A 16,704-nucleotide genomic window follows, 5' to 3' on the forward strand; every position below is an offset into this window, starting at 1 on the left:
TCATGGGGGGGTTTTACTTTGTAAGTCGTCATCGGCTGCTCCCAATCAAAACAAATTTGCGACGTTAAGTTACGGTAATATGGTTTTGCAAGTTATTGCATTGACATCCCCTATGACAGCGACCCCTTCAAACGATTTATCTGCCTGGGAGCGGCTAGAACAAGGCAGACAAGCAAAAGCAAGCAACGGTGGTTATGCGGGCTACGGCTCCCCTGCCTTTGGACAACGATCGATCGATGGGGAATTAGTGGATGATCCGGAAGAGTGCCGGGTCATTGAACTGATTCGCCGTCATCACAAATCGGGGAAATCCTTGCAGAAGATCGCCGATTGGCTTAATGAACAGGGCTACACCACCAAACGCGGTCTACCATGGCAGCGTATTTCCGTAAAGCGGGTGCTGGATCGACTTTATGGAAAGGTGTCCAGAATTTCCGGAGTAACCCTTCAGGCCGACCAGAACCCAGAAGTACTCACCCCAGCGTCTGGTGATGCCGCCCCTAAAACCATTAGAGGCTGAATGACCCCTAAATAAAAAGTTTCAGGGTTTAACCTGTTACATCCCTCTATGATACACCGAAGTGGGTCTAAAATCTTTACGAGTTTAATAAAAATTGTAACAAAACGTTACATCTTTCTAGAAAAAGTTACATGACGCTACATTTTGAGATAGTTTTAGAAAGGATTTTGGCAACTCTGAGAGTCTGGGTTCTTTTCCCAGTGGCTGTTCTGTCTATCTTGGCCTTTGCGATTGCAGGATGGTGCTGATGTCCCTCGACACACCTCTGAGTTGGGCCCCCGATCTGGAAAAAGCGATCGATCGCCAACCCTTGACGGTGCCGCCAACCACTTCTCTGGCAGATGCGATCGCCATGATCGGTCAGGCCCATAGCCGTCTGTGTTTACTCACCGATGACCTATCCCCTCTAGCTCCTCCGGCCGGAGAAGCGCGTGTTAGCTGTCTGCTGGTGGTGCAAGGGCAAGAGTTATTAGGAATTTTGACAGAACGGGATGTGGTGCGACTCACCGCTCAAGGGATTAACCTGTCCGAGACAACCGTTGCCGATGTGATGATACATCCCCTGATCACCTTGCCCCAGCAATCTGCTCAAGACATTTTTGCCGCCCTGTTTTTGTTTCGTCGCTACCGAATTCGCCATTTGCCGATTGTCGATGACCAAGGACAGTTGGTCGGGGTGATCTCCCATGAAAGTATTCGCCAGATATTGCGTCCGGCCAATCTGTTGCGGTTTCGTCGCGTATCGGATGTGATGACCACTCAAGTGGTACAGGCCCCTCTCACCGCCACAGTCTTGCAATTGGCCCAGTTAATGGCGGAACATCGTGTCAGTTGTGTGGTGATCACCCAGAGAAATTACGAGGACAATGACTACCCGGTTGGTATTGTGACAGAGCGAGATCTTGTCCAGTTTCAAGCAGTTCAAATCGATCTGCACAAAACTAGGGCCCAGACGGTGATGAGTACGCCGTTATTTCTCCTCAACCCCGAGGATTCCCTGTGGACGGCCCATCAGGAAATGCAAAAACGGCGGGTGGGGCGTTTGGTGGTTTCTTGGAACTGGGGGCGGGGGTTGGGCATTGTTACACAAACCAGTCTGTTAAGGGTTTTTGACCCGATGGAAATGTATGGGGTGATTGAAAATTTACAACAAACGATTCAACAGCTAGAGTCCGAGCGATCGCCCTCCCCTCCTTCCCCACCAGCGGACTTATTACCCCAACGGACTCGCGCCCCATCGCAACAAGACATCGCAGGCGATCGCGAATTATTACTTGCCTTGCTAGACAATGCTTATAAAGACGTAAAGTATATGTTGGCTAACTTAGATATTGTCGTCGAGCAGCGGCGATCTTTGCTTCAATCTGTTCTAGAGAAGCTTGAGTACCTCGGTCGTGAAATTAGCTCTTAGATATTCCTCTTCTGTCAGAGGAGGAGAGTTAGAATAGAGAGAAAAGCCCTCATACTCAACTTAATCGATTGATAAATTCTCTGTTGACATCCGTTTTCCCCTGTCATTTCTGTTTTCCCGTTCCCTAGAGTGACAGAAGAGGGATATACAGTTAGAAGAACCAGAGAATGGCTATCTGGTCTATTTACCTAACTGCCTCAATCTTTACTGTTGTGCAAAAACAAAAGAGTTGAGTGTTTCCGCTCAACTCCTGGGTTATTTATGCTTGATTCTATAAAGGGTTATTGTGACTGCCAAAAACTTGCGCTTTTAGTGCATCAATTTCGGCTAATAACTCGCGACGATTTTCATCTTTGAGCAGATAGCGCCAGACAAACCAACCAGTGTAAACGATCCCAACTAATTGTAGGATAGGAGCAAGGAGGGGAATATCATCGATCGCATCTAAAACCGCTAGGGTAACTTTCACGGTGACAAAACTGGCTAAAATTGCCCCCAGAACGATTAAAGGTTTTTTGTATCCAGAGAAGAAACTACCGATATAATCGGGGACGTTAGCCAGATAGGACATCACCGAATCCCAAACTGGTTCTACATATTCAGACCAAATCTGTTCGGTGCTGCTGCTGCTGGGTTTGCTCAGAGACCCGGGTAAATCCGTTCTAATCGGATTTTTGGTCTCGGTGGGTTGCATTGATTCCATATTAACTGATCCTCATCATTAAGGTTAGACAGTGCGCGAATAGGACCAACGGGGGTCAATTTTAACAGACTGAATAGACTAACTCGCTGTTGCCCATATTATCGGATAATTGCGATAGTAGGCGGAAAGTTTCTCAACAACTATTAAGAATCAAGGATTTAGCTTCTCAATTTTATCGTCAGTCTGACCGCAATTCTCCATTCTAACAGCAGGTAGCGATCGGAGTTGAGGAATCAGGGGGTGTCAGTTATCAGTGAACAGTAATCAGTTATCAGTGGGGAGATAGGGAGAAAAAAGCGTTCGACAAAAGCTCACGCTCAAGTCCGGTGGGTTACGGCGAATACTCAATTTTTAGTGAGAGTATAACTTATTTTCGCCTAACCCACCCTACAGATGATTACTTAAAATCCTTCCTTATTCGTGGATAAGTTGCATGGGTGCGGTGCGAGGATCGATGATTTTCTGACCTAAACCCGAAAATTTGACCGCTAGATTCATTTTTTTCCCCGCACCGAGGATATGGGTCACTTCTCCTTCTCCAAAAGTAGAGTGTAACACTCGATCGCCTACCTGCCATTTTCTTTGATTAGAGACAGCTTTTTCCATGAAAACCACTTTTGGGGTCTTTTTCGGTTTCAGGTTGCTTGTGAGCAATTCTGGGGGCAATTCCTGCAAAAATTGGGAAGCTACCTTCATCTCTTTATTCCCCCAGACATATCTTTCTTTTGCGTAGGTTAAAAATAATTGTTCCTTGGCCCGAGTCACTCCCACATAACACAAACGGCGTTCTTCCTCAAGGGCAATGGGATCGTTTAAACTACGATTATGGGGAAAAATGCCCTGTTCTAAACCGACTAAAAAAACGATAGGAAACTCTAAACCTTTGGCGGAATGTAGAGTCATTAAGGAGACTTTTTCTTGACCTTCCTGAAGATTATCTAAGTCCGAGGCTAAACTAGCATTAGCGAGAAATTCCTGGAGATTGGTTTCTTCGTTTTCCTCTTGGAATTGTACCACGGCGGTATAAAGTTCTTGGATATTTTCGATGCGGGTATCAGCTTCCTCGGTTCCCTGCTGTTTTAATTCATCAATATATCCCGAATCTTCCATGATTTGATCTAGGATTTCACTAGCGGATAAATCGGTGATTTTTTCTTGCAGATTTTGGATAATTTTCGCTAACTTATTGATGCTTTTAGTGGCACGACCGGCGAGAGTATTAACGGAAGTTTCATCGCTGATAATTTCCCATAAAGGTACTCCTAATTCTTGGGCAGCTTTGAGCAAATTATCGATTGTGGTTTTACCAATACCGCGCCGGGGAGTGTTAATAATTCTCAGTAAACTAACGGTATCAGCAGGATTGGCAATCACTCGTAAATAAGCGATCGCATCTTTAATCTCCTGTCGATCATAAAATTTAAATCCCCCGACAATATTATAGGGGATATTATTGCGAATTAACCCATCTTCAAAGGGGCGAGATTGGGCATTAATTCGGTAGAGAATGGCAAAACTACCCCAATTTAATTCGGGGTTTTCTTGGTTAAATTCTCGAATTTTATCGATAACAAAAGATGCTTCTTCCTGTTCATCTCTGGCTTTAAAAACATAGATACTCTCGCCTCCTTCTCTGGTGGGAACAAGGACTTTATCAATTCTTTGACTATTCTTTTCAATTAATTTATTTGCCGCTTGCAGAATATTTTCCCGTGAACGATAGTTTTCCTGTAGTTTCACCATCGTGCGAGTATCATCATCGGGTAAACCATCGCCAAAGTCCGCTTGAAAATTGAGCAGAATAGTAAAATCTGCCATCCGAAAACTATAGATAGATTGGTCGGCATCACCCACCACAAAAATTGATCGATCCGTCCAATTCCACTCACTTTTTTTCGTTTCACCATTGGTGGACAAAAGCCGAATTAACTCGTACTGAATCCGGTTAGTGTCTTGGTATTCATCGACTAAAATATGTTTAAATTGCGTGTGCCAATAACCGAGAATAGATTCATTTTGCTGAAAAAGACGGACTGGAACCAGTATCAAATCATCAAAATCTAGGGCATTATTTTGTGCCAATTGCATCTGATAAGCCTGATAAACCTCAGAAATGACCTTTCCCCGAAAATGAGGGTTTTCTCTGGCGTAATCCCTGGGGGTTAAACCTAAATTTTTGGCATTACTAATCGCATAACGTAGATTGCGAGCGTCAAATTTTTTATCGTCTAAATTCATTTGTTTAGTGACGATATTTTTCACCAAACTCTGGGCATCAGATTCGTCCATAATTGAGAAATTCCTTTGCCAACTATGACCATATTCATCCTGATATTTATTAATGTCATAGCGCAAAATCCGACCGCAAAGACTGTGAAAAGTTCCAATCCAGAGTTTTTTAGTATAATTCCGATAAACTTGAGAAAAGAGTTTTTTCTGTTCGTATTCTTCCAAAAGTTCTAATCTTTGACCGTATTTTTCCTGTGCTTTTTGTTGAGCAAAAGTTTTTTCAATCCTAGTTTTCATTTCCCGGGCTGCCTTATTGGTAAAAGTGACCGCGAGAATATTTTCCGGATCGACCCCGTGATGACGGATCAAATGGGCGATACGATAGGTTAAAGCACTGGTTTTTCCCGATCCTGCCCCAGCAACCACCAACAGGGGGCCGCAAAAATGCTCGACAGCAAGGCGCTGGGAGGGATTGAGTTGTTCTAAATAATCGGCTGTGACTGTCATAATCTTTCCCTATAGCTCTGCGACCTCTATTATTCAGGCTACATCATCGAGACGGGGATCGGGCATTAGTCAACCCCTTCAAGAAATAAAAATTTTTTGGGCTAGTTTGTTTCAAATCGCTCAAGATTCTAAGTTGTCATCTACAATGGAATTAGCGGAGACGAAAGTTTCCGTTCACTCCTCACACCACACTCCGTCCGGACAATGTTCGGGCGGTTTCTTATTGAAAATACTTTATCTCTACAAATTCCCTGTTACACTGTATGATCAAAGATTTCTTGGAATCTTTTTGCGTTCAAATGTACTATCACATGAGGGACATCACTTGTCTAAACGTTATTTGTTCACCTCCGAATCGGTTACAGAGGGACATCCCGATAAAATTTGTGACCAGATTTCTGATACTATTCTCGATGCTCTGTTATCCCAAGATGACCACAGTCGTGTAGCGGCTGAAGTGGTTGTCAATACAGGGTTAGTCTTGATTACTGGTGAAATCACCTCAAAAGCACAGGTTCATTTCGTCGATTTAGTTCGCAAGAAAATCGCTGAAATCGGCTATATCAACGCAGATAACGGTTTTTCCTCGAATAGTTGCACCGTTTTAGTCGCTTTAGACGAACAATCTCCCGATATTTCCCAGGGTGTCACGGCCGCTCAGGAAAATCGCGAACTTCTCAGCAATGATGAACTCGATAAAATTGGTGCAGGAGACCAGGGTATTGTCTTCGGTTTCGCTTGCAATGAAACCCCCGAATTTATGCCCTTACCGATTAGTTTAGCCCACCGCATCGCTCGCCGTTTAGCGGCAGTCAGAAAAACGGGTGAACTGTCCTATCTGCGTCCCGACGGTAAAACGCAAGTATCGGTCATTTATGAAGATGGTCGTCCCGTGGGTATCGATACTATCCTGGTTTCTACCCAACACGATGCTACTATCGGCGATATCACCGATAATGATCTCGTCCAACAAAAGATTAAAAGTGATCTCTGGGAAGCGGTAGTACAACCGGTCTTCAGTGATTTAGAGATTAAACCCGATGCCAATACCCGTTATCTGGTTAATCCCACCGGAAAATTCGTCATTGGTGGACCCCAAGGCGACGCGGGATTAACGGGACGGAAAATTATCGTCGATACCTACGGTGGCTATTCTCGTCACGGTGGCGGCGCTTTCTCTGGTAAGGATCCTACCAAAGTTGATCGCTCCGCGGCCTATGCTTGCCGTTATGTGGCCAAAAATATCGTCGCGGCTGGTTTGGCCGATAAGTGCGAGATTCAAGTGGGTTATGCGATTGGGGTAGCTCGTCCGGTGAGTCTCTTCGTGGAAACCTTTGGCACTGGCAAAGTCGCTGATGATGTGATTCTGGACTTAATCAATAAATACTTTGAACTCCGTCCGGCCGGCATTATCCAAACCTTTAACCTGCGCGGTTTACCCAGTGAAAGAGGCGAGCGTTTTTACCAAGATGTGGCCGCTTATGGTCATTTTGGTCGCAATGATCTCGATTTACCCTGGGAAAAAACCGATAAAGCCGCTATCCTCAAAGAAGCTTTGACTTCTGCGGTAGTATAGGGTTAAAAATTAACTGCAAATTTTGATTCAGGAATAGAGTTTAAGGCTCTATTCCTTATTTTTGTCTAGCTATAGCAGTTATCAGTATTCAGGAGACAGGAGGCAGAAGGCAGGAGGCAAAAGGCAGGAGGCAAAAGGCAGCTTTGTTCTCCCCACACCCCACACCCCACACCCCACACCCCACACCCTACACCCCACACCCCACACCCTACACCCTACACCCCACTTCCCACTTCCCACTTCCCACTTCCGGTGCAGTTAATCACCCCGTACAGGATCGCAGAATCCAACCCAGTAAGACTCCGATACCACCAAAGCGGACAATTTGCCAAAAAACTTCCCCCAGCAGTCCGCGACGGATTCCTTCCCAGAATAGGCGCTTTAATTCTCCTTCTTTGAGTAAATTGCTTTCTAAAATTACCTCTAATTCTTGAATCTGTTCGCGAATTTGTGCCAATTCCTTTTCTAGTTCAGGTAGGGGATTTTCGCGCCATTGGGGTTCTATTTGACTAAATTGTGCCTCTAGGTCTTTTTTTTGCTGTTCTGCTTCGTTGATCTGTCGATAACGGTCTTTTAGTGTTGCGATCGCCGCTTCGACTTCTTCAATCGCTTGGGTAAATTCTGCCGATTCATCGTTAGGGTACGGGTTTTCTTCTAAGGACATGGACTCGATGGGATTTCCTGCGTCTAAACTATAGTTATAGACGATTTTACGGTTTTACGAAACCTTTTGATTATGATTCCATCCCCTGTCTCCTCCCCATCTCAGACTCTTGATCATCTATCTACCCTGGAATTGGCGCGGATTTTGGCGGAACGTTTGGCGATCGCACCGATTGACTGGCATCGTCTGAAAGCCAATCGTAATGCTCGGGCTGCTGAACAATTAGGGACGGCTTTGGTGTTTTTATTAGATAATCAGCCAGAAGAAGCACTTCCTCGGCTACAACAGGCTACAGGCTGGCTCGATCGCTCGATTTCTGCTCCTCCCTGTCCTTCTCACGGTCACGGTCATTAATTAAACCAGCGTTCCTGTTTAATTTGTTTACAAAGTTTCAGTTGGGTTCCTTTTTGATTCCAGTGAACTTGGTCGAAGATTTGATATAACATACACAGTCCTCGGCCATTTTCCGCTTCTTCGGGGGGAAAATTGGGGCAATCGCAACTACAGCCATGATGGGGACAACGGGGGGTAAATCCACAACCTTCGTCGGTAATTACCCAAGAATACTCGTCTTTACTGCTGGAAAAGTGAACGACCACGGTTTTGCTGGGATCGAGATGATTGCCGTGTTTAGCGGCATTAACTAAAGCTTCTTGCAATCCTAATCTAATTTCTGGTTCTAATTCTTCGGGAATACTAGCGGTCAATAAATCTAAAATCGGACAAAGATACAAGGTGGAAGCGAAACTCATGGTGTTCCAGCTTCGTTTGCTTGTGGGCAGTGAAATAGCAATCACGCGCTTTACCTCTAGCTTTTATTCAATTACTGTTCTCTTACAGAAAGATTAAGGTCTCTTAACCGTCGATCTAGATGATTGCCATACCTAATGAGTCATATTTTGTCCCTTTTCTGTCTCTGAGATGGATTAGATATTTTTATGATTGATCTACAAACCAATCGAGAATCAAGGCCACTTTGAGCGGGTAATTAATCAAAAAAGTAGTTGACTGGAACGGGTCTTAATATGCTATTATCCTTACCCATTGACTTTTCGACCATAAACGGCTAAAGTGTCGGGTTTTTCCTCCTATTTCATCCTACCATATTCGCTGTTTTTTGTCTAAGAAAAGCGGCGCATTCGACGTGGGGAGTTTGGGGAAAGAAATCAGCTGTTTGCACTTCTAGCAGTTGATAATCGCCTGTTTTACAGAGATATTGCAAGTCTCTGGCTAAAGTTGCACTTTGACAACTGATATAAACAATGCGTTGACTTTGCAGCCGTAACAGACTATCGAGGACAGATCGATCGCAACCTTTGCGGGGCGGATCGAGTAGAATAATGTCGGGTTTAACTGTCAGTTGCGGTAAAGTTTTTTCTACTGCCCCCAAAATAAAAGTTGTGTTGGTAATATTATTTAATTGGGCGTTAATCTTGGCTCGATCGAGGGAAAAGCTATAGGATTCTAGTCCAATCACCTCTTTAACCCGTTTAGCGAGGGGTAAAGTAAAAGTACCGATACCACAGTAGGCATCAATAAGAATTTCTTCACCTTTAAGGTCTAATTTCTGACAAATAACCGCAAATAAGGCTTCAGCAGCCTCTGTATTAACCTGAAAAAAGGTATCGGCAGCCAATTGATAGGTTAATCCGGCGAACTTTTCGGTAATATAGTCCCTTCCGGCGATAGTTGTGGTCTGAGCGCCAAAAATAGCATTCCCTCGATCGGGGTTATAATTCACGGTTACACCGACTAAATTGCCGTATTTTGCCAGCCATTGCCGCGCCTGGGTCTCAATTCCCTGTAAATTATTATCGGTACTAATCAGGGTTAATAAAATTTCTCCAGTGTGGCGGCCAATTCTCAGGGATAAATGGCGTAATTGTCCTTGGTGGGTCTTTTCATCATAAATTGACCAGCCTTGCTCCTGAATATCCCGTTTTATCTCTGCTAGAAACGGATTTAAAGCCTGATCTTGAATCGGACATTGATTGAGATTAATCAGATGATGGCTGCCGCGACGATAATAACCTGCTTGCACATTGCCGGTGGGGGAAAATCCGAGGGGATAGGTAGCTTTATTGCGATAAGCGAGGGGAGAATTACCGGTGAGGGGAGGATAAACCAAAGGATCGCTAAAACCGCCAATTCTGGTTAATACCTCTTGTACTTGCTCTTTTTTGACCCGAAGCTGAAATTGATCCTCGATGTGTTGCCATTGACAACCACCACATTTATCGGCAACAATGCAGCGGGGCCGGATACGATGGGGAGAAGCTTGTAGAATAGTTTGTAGTTTGCCGATCGCATGACTTTTTTTAATATAGGTGATGCGAGTTTGAATGCGATCGCCAATGACCGTATCTGGCACAAAAATCACCTGTCCTCGGTATTTTCCCACACCTTCGCCCGTATGGTTGAGGTCGGTAATCTCGATCTCGATTAAATCACCTTGTTGCATAGTTAGGGAAACCAGTTTTCATCCAGGGTTTCTGCTGGGGTAATAATGACTTCTATGGGAATTTCTTGCTTGCTCAATTTCGAGACTATTTGTCTAGCTTTTCCATAACAAGAATCGAAAATTTCGAGGAGATAAGGTTTTAAACTAGGACTGTCTTCCAGCAGATCGGCAATTTCAACTCGAAAATTAATAATTGCCGCTTCCCATTGATTAGCATTATACTCTCTTTCCGTCTGCCAATAAACTAACTTGAGCAGATGAGCTAATAATTGAATTAACAAACTTTTGAGAGCGTGTCGATTATTTTTTCCCATACTTGCTAATTCCTCGATCAGATTAGTCCAGTCAACCGAGGCAAAATCCTCCTGTCGTAATTGGTTAACGGTTGTCTCGATCCATAGCTGAAAATCTCGATCGTATAAGCTGATCTTCGAGATCGGTATTTGAGCGGTCATGGGAGGTAAACAGTAAAAACAATCCAACTCTATTCTACAATCAAAAATTAATTTTTCTAAAATCCTAGATCGGCTTTGGCAATTTTGGCCGCCGCTAATACTTCCTCATCGGGTAATTCTCGCCAGTCGGTCGCACCTATTTCAGCATAGAATTTTTGATCGTAGGCGCGAGTACGAATTACTACCGGCATAGGAACCGCATGACCTAAAACTAAAGCCTGTTGTTTTGAGTCTAATTTCGCTAAAACTGATCGCAAACTTCCCCCTCCAGAAACCCCAGTAAATATAGCTTCGATGTCCTTTTCATCGTTTAATAAACAGGTGATTCTTGTTCCTACCTGAGACATGACTTCGTTATCAATTCCTGAAGGTCTTTGATCGACAATTAGGAGAGTAACAAAGTATTTTCGCATCTCCCTGGCAATAGTTCCAAAAATAGTTTGATGCACCACGGCAGCATCTAAAAATCGGTGAGCTTCTTCAATGGTAATCACTAACTGTTGCGGCCGATCGACGGGGTTTTTAGTTTGTAAAAAATATTCAGCTTTTTTAACATAATTAGCATGAATCCGACGGGTGATCATATTGGTGGCTAACATATAGGAAAGCATATTACTTTGGGAGCCAAATTCGATGACAACGTGCTTACCCGCATCTAAAGCTTGCAAAACCTGATCGATATAATTGTGGGGACAAGAACTTTTTAAATATTTCAAACTATCTAGACGCATTAATTTTCTCTGGAGGGACATGATTGATCCCGCATGGCCCTGTTTTTCCGTACAGAAGATTTTAATATCCTCGTTACTCATATTTAATAACTGAGTAATCCAAGATTCTCCATACTCGTTATAGAGAATATTGGCATTATCTAAACTAGCTTCCGAGATGCCTAATTCCCGACCGATTAAACGAATATCTTCGATTTCAATCTGATTATAACTTAAGAATAATTCCTGCGCTCCTCGTACTCCCCGGCGTTTGGTAGAATCGGGATCGAGGGTATAAATTTCTACCTGTCCAGGGAATAATTGACATAATCCTTTCACCGTAGAAACCTCCTTCCCTTCTTTCATCGCTTCCCAACCGTATTCCGAGTGCATATCAAACATGAGGTTAACCCCTGCTTGTTTGCGAATAATACCCGAAATTAACAGCCTGGTTAAAAAGGATTTTCCCGTCCCGGATTTGCCAAAAACACCGTTACTACGTTCGACAAAGCGATCGAGATTAATACATATTGGCACGTCCATGTCAAGGGGTTGACCAATAGCAAAATTCTTTCTGGTGGGATCATCTTCCCAACCGAAAACCATGCGAAAATCCTGCTCACAAGCTTCATAAACTTGGCTAAAATGGGCGGGAATAGTTTTGACTGGCAGTAATTCTAAATCGGCGCTAGTTTGGGGTTGAAAAGAGGCTAAAGAACTGTCGGAAACTGCGGGGGAATTACCTCCCGTCGGAGTAAACATGAGCATAGGTGATAGTTCAATTGTACCATAAGTGCCGCTACCCGCCAAAACATCGCGCATAAAACTATCATCGGGATGGGGAGGGTTAGCGATAATCCGGGGACTGGAGTTACCCAGGGAGACATCGGTGAGGAGACAGAAAAAACGCGAGCGAGTGCCTTGCACAACCAAAAACTTACCGACGCGCATATCTTCGACGGAAATATCCGGATAAAGACGGATTTCTAAACCTTCACTCAGGGAACCTTGAATAACCGATCCGAGGGGTTGTTCACTCATGCTAACCTTGATTTGTGGCGATCTATCCCCCTATTCTGTCACTTTTCCGTTAATCAGTGCAAACTCGATCGGGTACAGTAATCAGTAATCAGTGATCAGTAAACAGTAAAAAGACAGTAGGAAACTGGAAGATGTACCAGACTAAGGCTGAATCCGCCGTATTTAATACTTCCCACTTAATACATACTGCACACTTAAAACTCAAATCTGATAACTGATAACTGATAACTGATAACTGATTCAAGTCGGTTAATTTTTTTTCGGTCTATCCTGCCTAAAAATGAGGGGTTTGCAGGCAGGCACGGATTCCCATTATGAATATAAGTATAGGTCAAGTGGCGGGGTTTTGTCAAGGGGTTTAAGAAAAAAAATCGGGTTGATCAACGGGAAGCAAGGAAATAACCAAGGGAGAAGAGAAGGCCACTAAAAAAGTGAAGATTAACCGCTATAAACTTGCAGTTACTGACTAGCTGAGGTTGGTCATGATTTTGGTTAACGTGGTGGACTAATTGCCAAGCGAAAGGGAGACTAAGAAAAATTAAAAGGGTGAGAGGGGGATAAACCTGCAGCAGGACAAAAACTACCGTTAAAACGTAAACGAGAACCGTCACCACCGTTAAAACTCTAGAACCTTTTAAAGTACCTAAACGGGCAATAGGTGATTTTTTACCCGCTTTGAGATCATCGGCGACTTGATGGAAATGGGAACAAAAAAGGATGATAGAAGTGGTAATCCCGATAATAATTGAAGCCGCTAGACTAGAGAGAGAAAAAGCACCGACTTGGGAATAGTAGGCGGCGGCAATCGCCAAGGGTCCAAAAGTAAAGAAACAGATAATTTCACCTAATCCTTGATAACCGAGACGGAAGGGCGGTCCTTGATAGGTATAGCCCAAAAAACAGCAGAGGGCGATTAATTCTAGGATCATCCAATCGCCTCGCCAATAACTAATAGCAAAAATACCAGCAATACCCACTAATAGAAAAAGATTACTCAGCCAGAAAATTAAAGATTTATTGCCGGTTAAATTAACGATCGAATGGGCTTTATTGACATCGATCCCGGTATCGGCATCAAAAACATCATTACTGAGATTTAACCAAGCGAGAATTAAAATAGCTGAGAGGATAAAAGTGGCAAAAATCGGCAGAGAAAATCGACCTGTTTCCTGATAAGCGATCGCTGTTCCCAGAATAATCGGTATAATCGCCACACTATACATTGGTGGTTTAAGGGCTGCTAACCAAAGTTTTTGGGGCGAGGGAGTGGTGACAGTATCGCTGGTCATAGTTAAATAGGGTTTGCTGAAAAAGTTTTTCCTAGGGATAGGGTGTGGCCCCCCAACCCCCCCGACATCGGGGGGGCTGGGGGGTGTCGGGTTTTACCCATATTTTCAGGGAAAAAGTCCCTGAATTTCCCCCCGATAACTCCAATGGCTGGCACTTTTTGATTTCAAAAAGGACTAAAGATATTATCCAACAAGGTTTTTAGATTTATTCAGCAAGCCCTAGATAGTTCTTCAAAATTGAGATGCACCCAACCCGACACACCTCGTTTTAGTGTCAAACCGAAATTTTAGATGATTTAGACTTTGGTTTTGGCTTTTTCTGGCAGTTGACGACGAGTAGCGGCACCGGCTAAACCCAGACCTAATAAACCGATAGCGGTCATAGTTCCGGGTTCAGGTGTTTTGGTGGTGATTTCTAATTTAACGCCATTAATTCCGGTTGTACCAGTACCAGAGAGGACGCTGAACTGAACCACGAGATTTGTATTAGCAACACCTGGAACAACGGAAGTCAGGTCAATGTTATAGTTGCCAGTGATAGAGAAAGTGTCAGTAAAGACAGAACTACCGTTAGATAATAAATCGAAGGTGAGGGGGTCGCCAGCAGTGTAATTAAATAGAACATTAGCGGCGACGAAATTACCTAGAATTGCACCGCCGGTGGTGGGATTAAAGGGGATAGTGCTACCACTGCCAATGCCATTAATGGTGGCACTAATCCCATTGATGGGATCGGAAGTACCGGGAGGGGTAGAGGGGGAAGTAAAACCACCTGTAACGTTCACGAATTGAATCGGTAGGGAGGTAACAAGGGTTGCCGCTTGGACTGCGGGGGCAACTAGGGCAACGGTGGCGAAGGTGGATAATAAAACTGCAACTTGATGGCTTCTCATGATTTTTCCTTGTCTAATAAGGGGATAAATTAAGCAAATTGCCTGAGTTCAAAAGGTTTAGGGCAACATCGGCAGAAAATTAACATCGGCAGAAAAAAAATAAGCAATACATACTATCACTGTTGATGTTGATCGAGCATTTTAATTGCCAGCTTTTGGTTTTGTCAAGGAGATTTTTGGAAATTTTTCTTGACATAAAACAATTTACCTGCGTATATCCCCGAAAAAAGCTGATTTTAAAGTGAGCCATTCATAAGTGAATATTATCAAAACCCTGGACTGGGGATAGGAATTAATCTATCCCATCCCATGAAAAAGCCCTATTGGAGAAAACTTCAGTTTGTCAAGACTGTTTGGTACATTTTAGGAAAACTTGACATAATCTTTCATCTCAGCCGAGAACAAGCCAAATATCTTCATATAAATTTATGATTAGGGTGGGTTTTCTGGAGCGACTCAAGCGATCGCTAAAGATGTTATTATCTAGGACAGTCAGCTGAAAATTCCTGCAACTTTCCCGGCCACCGATGAGAGCGATCGCTAAAGATGATATTCTTTATATTCACCATGAGGATGTACCTGTTTATAAAAAAGGCGGTTCAGTGGTGAGAAATAGTTATTTTTGGGCGCTAAAATCGATCGCCTGTGGAGCGCGTCGGGGACAGGATTGGGAGTTCGATGCCGAGGTGTGGGTGGCGCTGGTGCGGATGTTGCTCTGTTTTGCCAATTCTGGCTATTTGGGGGATGGTGAGACAATTTTAGAGTTTACTGTCGATTGTCCTATTCCCGAACCTTTGCGGGGGATATCTACTTACTTATAGTCTCGCTGAGATAGTTAGCGGTGGATTCCACTAGGGGAATGGTATTTTCGTATAACATTCGCGTCGGTCCGATAATGCCAACACTACCGACGGGAGTATCTCCCTGTTTATAAAAAGCGGAGATAAGAGTACAAGGGCGCATGGATTCCAGAGTACTTTCGGAACCAATGGTGATTTTGACTTTTTTAGCTGATTTTTCTGGTTCTGGTCTTTGTAAAATCAGGGGTAAAAGGCGATCCTGTTCTGCTTCCAATAGATGCAGTAACATTTGTACTTGTTGCCATTGGGCGAATTCTGGCTGTCGAATGACTTCAGCGACACCATGGACGATAATCTCCGGGGTGGCAGTGGATTGGAGACTAGCGCTGATTTCTTGGCTTAATTGTTGGAGAAAATGGGTATAACGGGCAAATTCTCGCTCGATTTGCTGCCAATCGAGGTTAATTAAATCTGCCAAGCAATAACCTTTTAATTTTTCCCCCAGAAAATTAGAGAGGATTTGTAATTCTTCTGCTAATCCATCCTTCTTGTCCGTTTCCATAGACTCAGGAATCTCTATCATAACCGAGCGTGTTTGTAAACTATCTGTAACAATAATTAACATGATCTGCCGGCCCGAGACGGGGACTAATTGCAGATGACGCAGGGTATTGGTGAGGGTGTGGGGGAGGGTAACGATAGCGATATAACCGCTTAAACCGGCTAAAAGTTGGGTGGCCCGTTGTAGCAGACTTTCGAGACTCCAAGCGGGAGATTTAGCCTTTTGATGCAGATAATAGCCGATTTTTTCGCCGATACGGTCATCGGGAGTCATTAACTCATCGACGTAGAGACGATAACCCCAATCGGAGGGAATGCGTCCGGAGGAAGTGTGGGGTTGATAGAGTAAACCTTCTTTTTCCAGTTTACCGAGAGCATTGCGAATCGTGGCGGAACTAACAGTAAACTTGTACTCATCGAGTAGAGTTTTCGAGCCAACCGGTTCGGCCGTGGCGATATAATGTTGGATTGTCGCCTTTAAGATCTGTTGATAGCGATCGCTGAGATGGGTTCTAGCGGACATAGGGGAATAATCTTAACAAAAGATTTATAACATTTTTTTAGACAGTATAACGCTTATTCAGTTATCAGTTATCAGTTATCAGTTATCAGCTATCAGTTATCAGTAGTCAGTAATCAAGGTTCTTCGTTACTTGGTATGGTTCGATCGGGGGGCATAAATCGACTAAATCCTTACCTGACAAGAGATTTAATTGATTAGTTCGCTCTAGATCGAAAACAATTGACAAAAATAGCAGCAATGTCTGTCTCTATAAGGGTTTCATTCCTTATAACCCCGTCCATTGCATAAGACAAACCGAGGAACCGTAATCAATGGGGAGAAAGGGGATGGTTTACCCCTCTTTTTTCCCGATGGGGGCCAT

Annotated in this window: 15 protein-coding genes; 5 read left to right on the forward strand and 10 right to left on the reverse strand. The window is 43.8% G+C overall.

Features of this window, described 5'->3' with window-relative positions:
- The first annotated feature begins 79 nt into the window (after nucleotides 1-79).
- Together O9334_RS15590 and O9334_RS15595 are read left to right on the forward strand one after the other, a co-directional pair.
- Nucleotides 80-520 carry a recombinase family protein gene (locus tag O9334_RS15590; RefSeq protein ID WP_045358128.1) on the forward strand — a complete coding sequence of 147 codons (441 nt, stop codon included), beginning with the start codon at nucleotides 80-82 and terminating at the stop codon, nucleotides 518-520.
- Nucleotides 521-758: 238 nt separating this feature from the next.
- Nucleotides 759-1,931, forward strand: coding sequence for a CBS domain-containing protein (locus O9334_RS15595; RefSeq protein WP_288001012.1), 1,173 nt, complete (start codon nucleotides 759-761; stop codon nucleotides 1,929-1,931).
- Between the two features lie 271 nt (nucleotides 1,932-2,202).
- On the opposite strand, the gene O9334_RS15600 is transcribed toward O9334_RS15595, so the two are convergent.
- Both O9334_RS15600 and pcrA read right to left on the reverse strand, forming a co-directional pair.
- Nucleotides 2,203-2,634, reverse strand: a complete 432-nt coding sequence (locus O9334_RS15600) for a CAAD domain-containing protein (RefSeq protein WP_045358126.1) — start codon at nucleotides 2,632-2,634, stop codon at nucleotides 2,203-2,205.
- 414 nt (nucleotides 2,635-3,048) lie between these two features.
- Nucleotides 3,049-5,370 carry a DNA helicase PcrA gene (gene pcrA / locus O9334_RS15605; RefSeq protein WP_288001015.1) on the reverse strand — a complete coding sequence of 774 codons (2,322 nt, stop codon included), beginning with the start codon at nucleotides 5,368-5,370 and terminating at the stop codon, nucleotides 3,049-3,051.
- 325 nt (nucleotides 5,371-5,695) lie between these two features.
- Here pcrA and metK point away from each other — a divergent pair, with 325 nt between their 5' ends.
- Nucleotides 5,696-6,946 carry a methionine adenosyltransferase gene (gene metK / locus O9334_RS15610; protein ID WP_045358122.1) on the forward strand — a complete coding sequence of 417 codons (1,251 nt, stop codon included), beginning with the start codon at nucleotides 5,696-5,698 and terminating at the stop codon, nucleotides 6,944-6,946.
- Between the two features lie 262 nt (nucleotides 6,947-7,208).
- Here metK and O9334_RS15615 read toward each other — a convergent pair whose 3' ends face one another.
- A complete protein-coding gene (locus O9334_RS15615; protein WP_288001018.1) occupies nucleotides 7,209-7,610 on the reverse strand; it encodes a sll0565 family protein in 402 nt (133 codons plus the stop codon).
- Between the two features lie 72 nt (nucleotides 7,611-7,682).
- Here O9334_RS15615 and O9334_RS15620 point away from each other — a divergent pair, with 72 nt between their 5' ends.
- Complete coding sequence (locus O9334_RS15620; RefSeq protein WP_151694406.1) at nucleotides 7,683-7,964, forward strand: DUF6439 family protein; 282 nt, start codon at nucleotides 7,683-7,685, stop codon at nucleotides 7,962-7,964.
- Here O9334_RS15620 and O9334_RS15625 read toward each other — a convergent pair.
- The 6 genes from O9334_RS15625 to O9334_RS15650 all read right to left on the reverse strand — a co-directional run bounded on the left by O9334_RS15625 (nucleotide 7,961) and on the right by O9334_RS15650 (nucleotide 14,459).
- On the reverse strand, nucleotides 7,961-8,362 hold the full coding sequence (locus O9334_RS15625; protein ID WP_061433012.1) for an ATP-binding protein: 402 nt from the start codon (nucleotides 8,360-8,362) through the stop codon (nucleotides 7,961-7,963). The genes O9334_RS15620 and O9334_RS15625 overlap by 4 nt on opposite strands.
- Nucleotides 8,363-8,703: 341 nt before the next feature.
- Nucleotides 8,704-10,071 carry a 23S rRNA (uracil(1939)-C(5))-methyltransferase RlmD gene (gene rlmD, locus O9334_RS15630; RefSeq protein ID WP_288001021.1) on the reverse strand — a complete coding sequence of 456 codons (1,368 nt, stop codon included), beginning with the start codon at nucleotides 10,069-10,071 and terminating at the stop codon, nucleotides 8,704-8,706.
- A 2-nt stretch (nucleotides 10,072-10,073) separates the two neighbouring features.
- Nucleotides 10,074-10,526: a DUF29 domain-containing protein gene (locus O9334_RS15635; RefSeq protein ID WP_045358114.1), complete on the reverse strand. Its 453-nt coding sequence runs from the start codon at nucleotides 10,524-10,526 to the stop codon at nucleotides 10,074-10,076.
- Between the two features lie 56 nt (nucleotides 10,527-10,582).
- On the reverse strand, nucleotides 10,583-12,277 hold the full coding sequence (locus O9334_RS15640; RefSeq protein WP_288001022.1) for a helicase HerA domain-containing protein: 1,695 nt from the start codon (nucleotides 12,275-12,277) through the stop codon (nucleotides 10,583-10,585).
- Nucleotides 12,278-12,657: 380 nt separating this feature from the next.
- Nucleotides 12,658-13,566, reverse strand: a complete 909-nt coding sequence (gene menA / locus O9334_RS15645) for a 2-carboxy-1,4-naphthoquinone phytyltransferase (RefSeq protein WP_288001024.1) — start codon at nucleotides 13,564-13,566, stop codon at nucleotides 12,658-12,660.
- A 296-nt stretch (nucleotides 13,567-13,862) separates the two neighbouring features.
- Nucleotides 13,863-14,459, reverse strand: coding sequence for a PEP-CTERM sorting domain-containing protein (locus O9334_RS15650; RefSeq protein ID WP_288001026.1), 597 nt, complete (start codon nucleotides 14,457-14,459; stop codon nucleotides 13,863-13,865).
- Between the two features lie 527 nt (nucleotides 14,460-14,986).
- Here O9334_RS15650 and O9334_RS15655 point away from each other — a divergent pair.
- Nucleotides 14,987-15,280: a hypothetical protein gene (locus O9334_RS15655; protein WP_002760270.1), complete on the forward strand. Its 294-nt coding sequence runs from the start codon at nucleotides 14,987-14,989 to the stop codon at nucleotides 15,278-15,280.
- Here the strand turns inward: O9334_RS15655 and hrcA are convergent.
- On the reverse strand, nucleotides 15,267-16,343 hold the full coding sequence (hrcA, locus tag O9334_RS15660; protein ID WP_045358109.1) for a heat-inducible transcriptional repressor HrcA: 1,077 nt from the start codon (nucleotides 16,341-16,343) through the stop codon (nucleotides 15,267-15,269). The two genes, O9334_RS15655 and hrcA, sit on opposite strands and share 14 nt — an antisense overlap.
- Nucleotides 16,344-16,704: the final 361 nt, after the last annotated feature.

The sequence above is a fragment of the Microcystis sp. LE19-8.1F genome (genome assembly GCF_027531715.1).
Lineage (GTDB): Bacteria > Cyanobacteriota > Cyanobacteriia > Cyanobacteriales > Microcystaceae > Microcystis > Microcystis wesenbergii_A.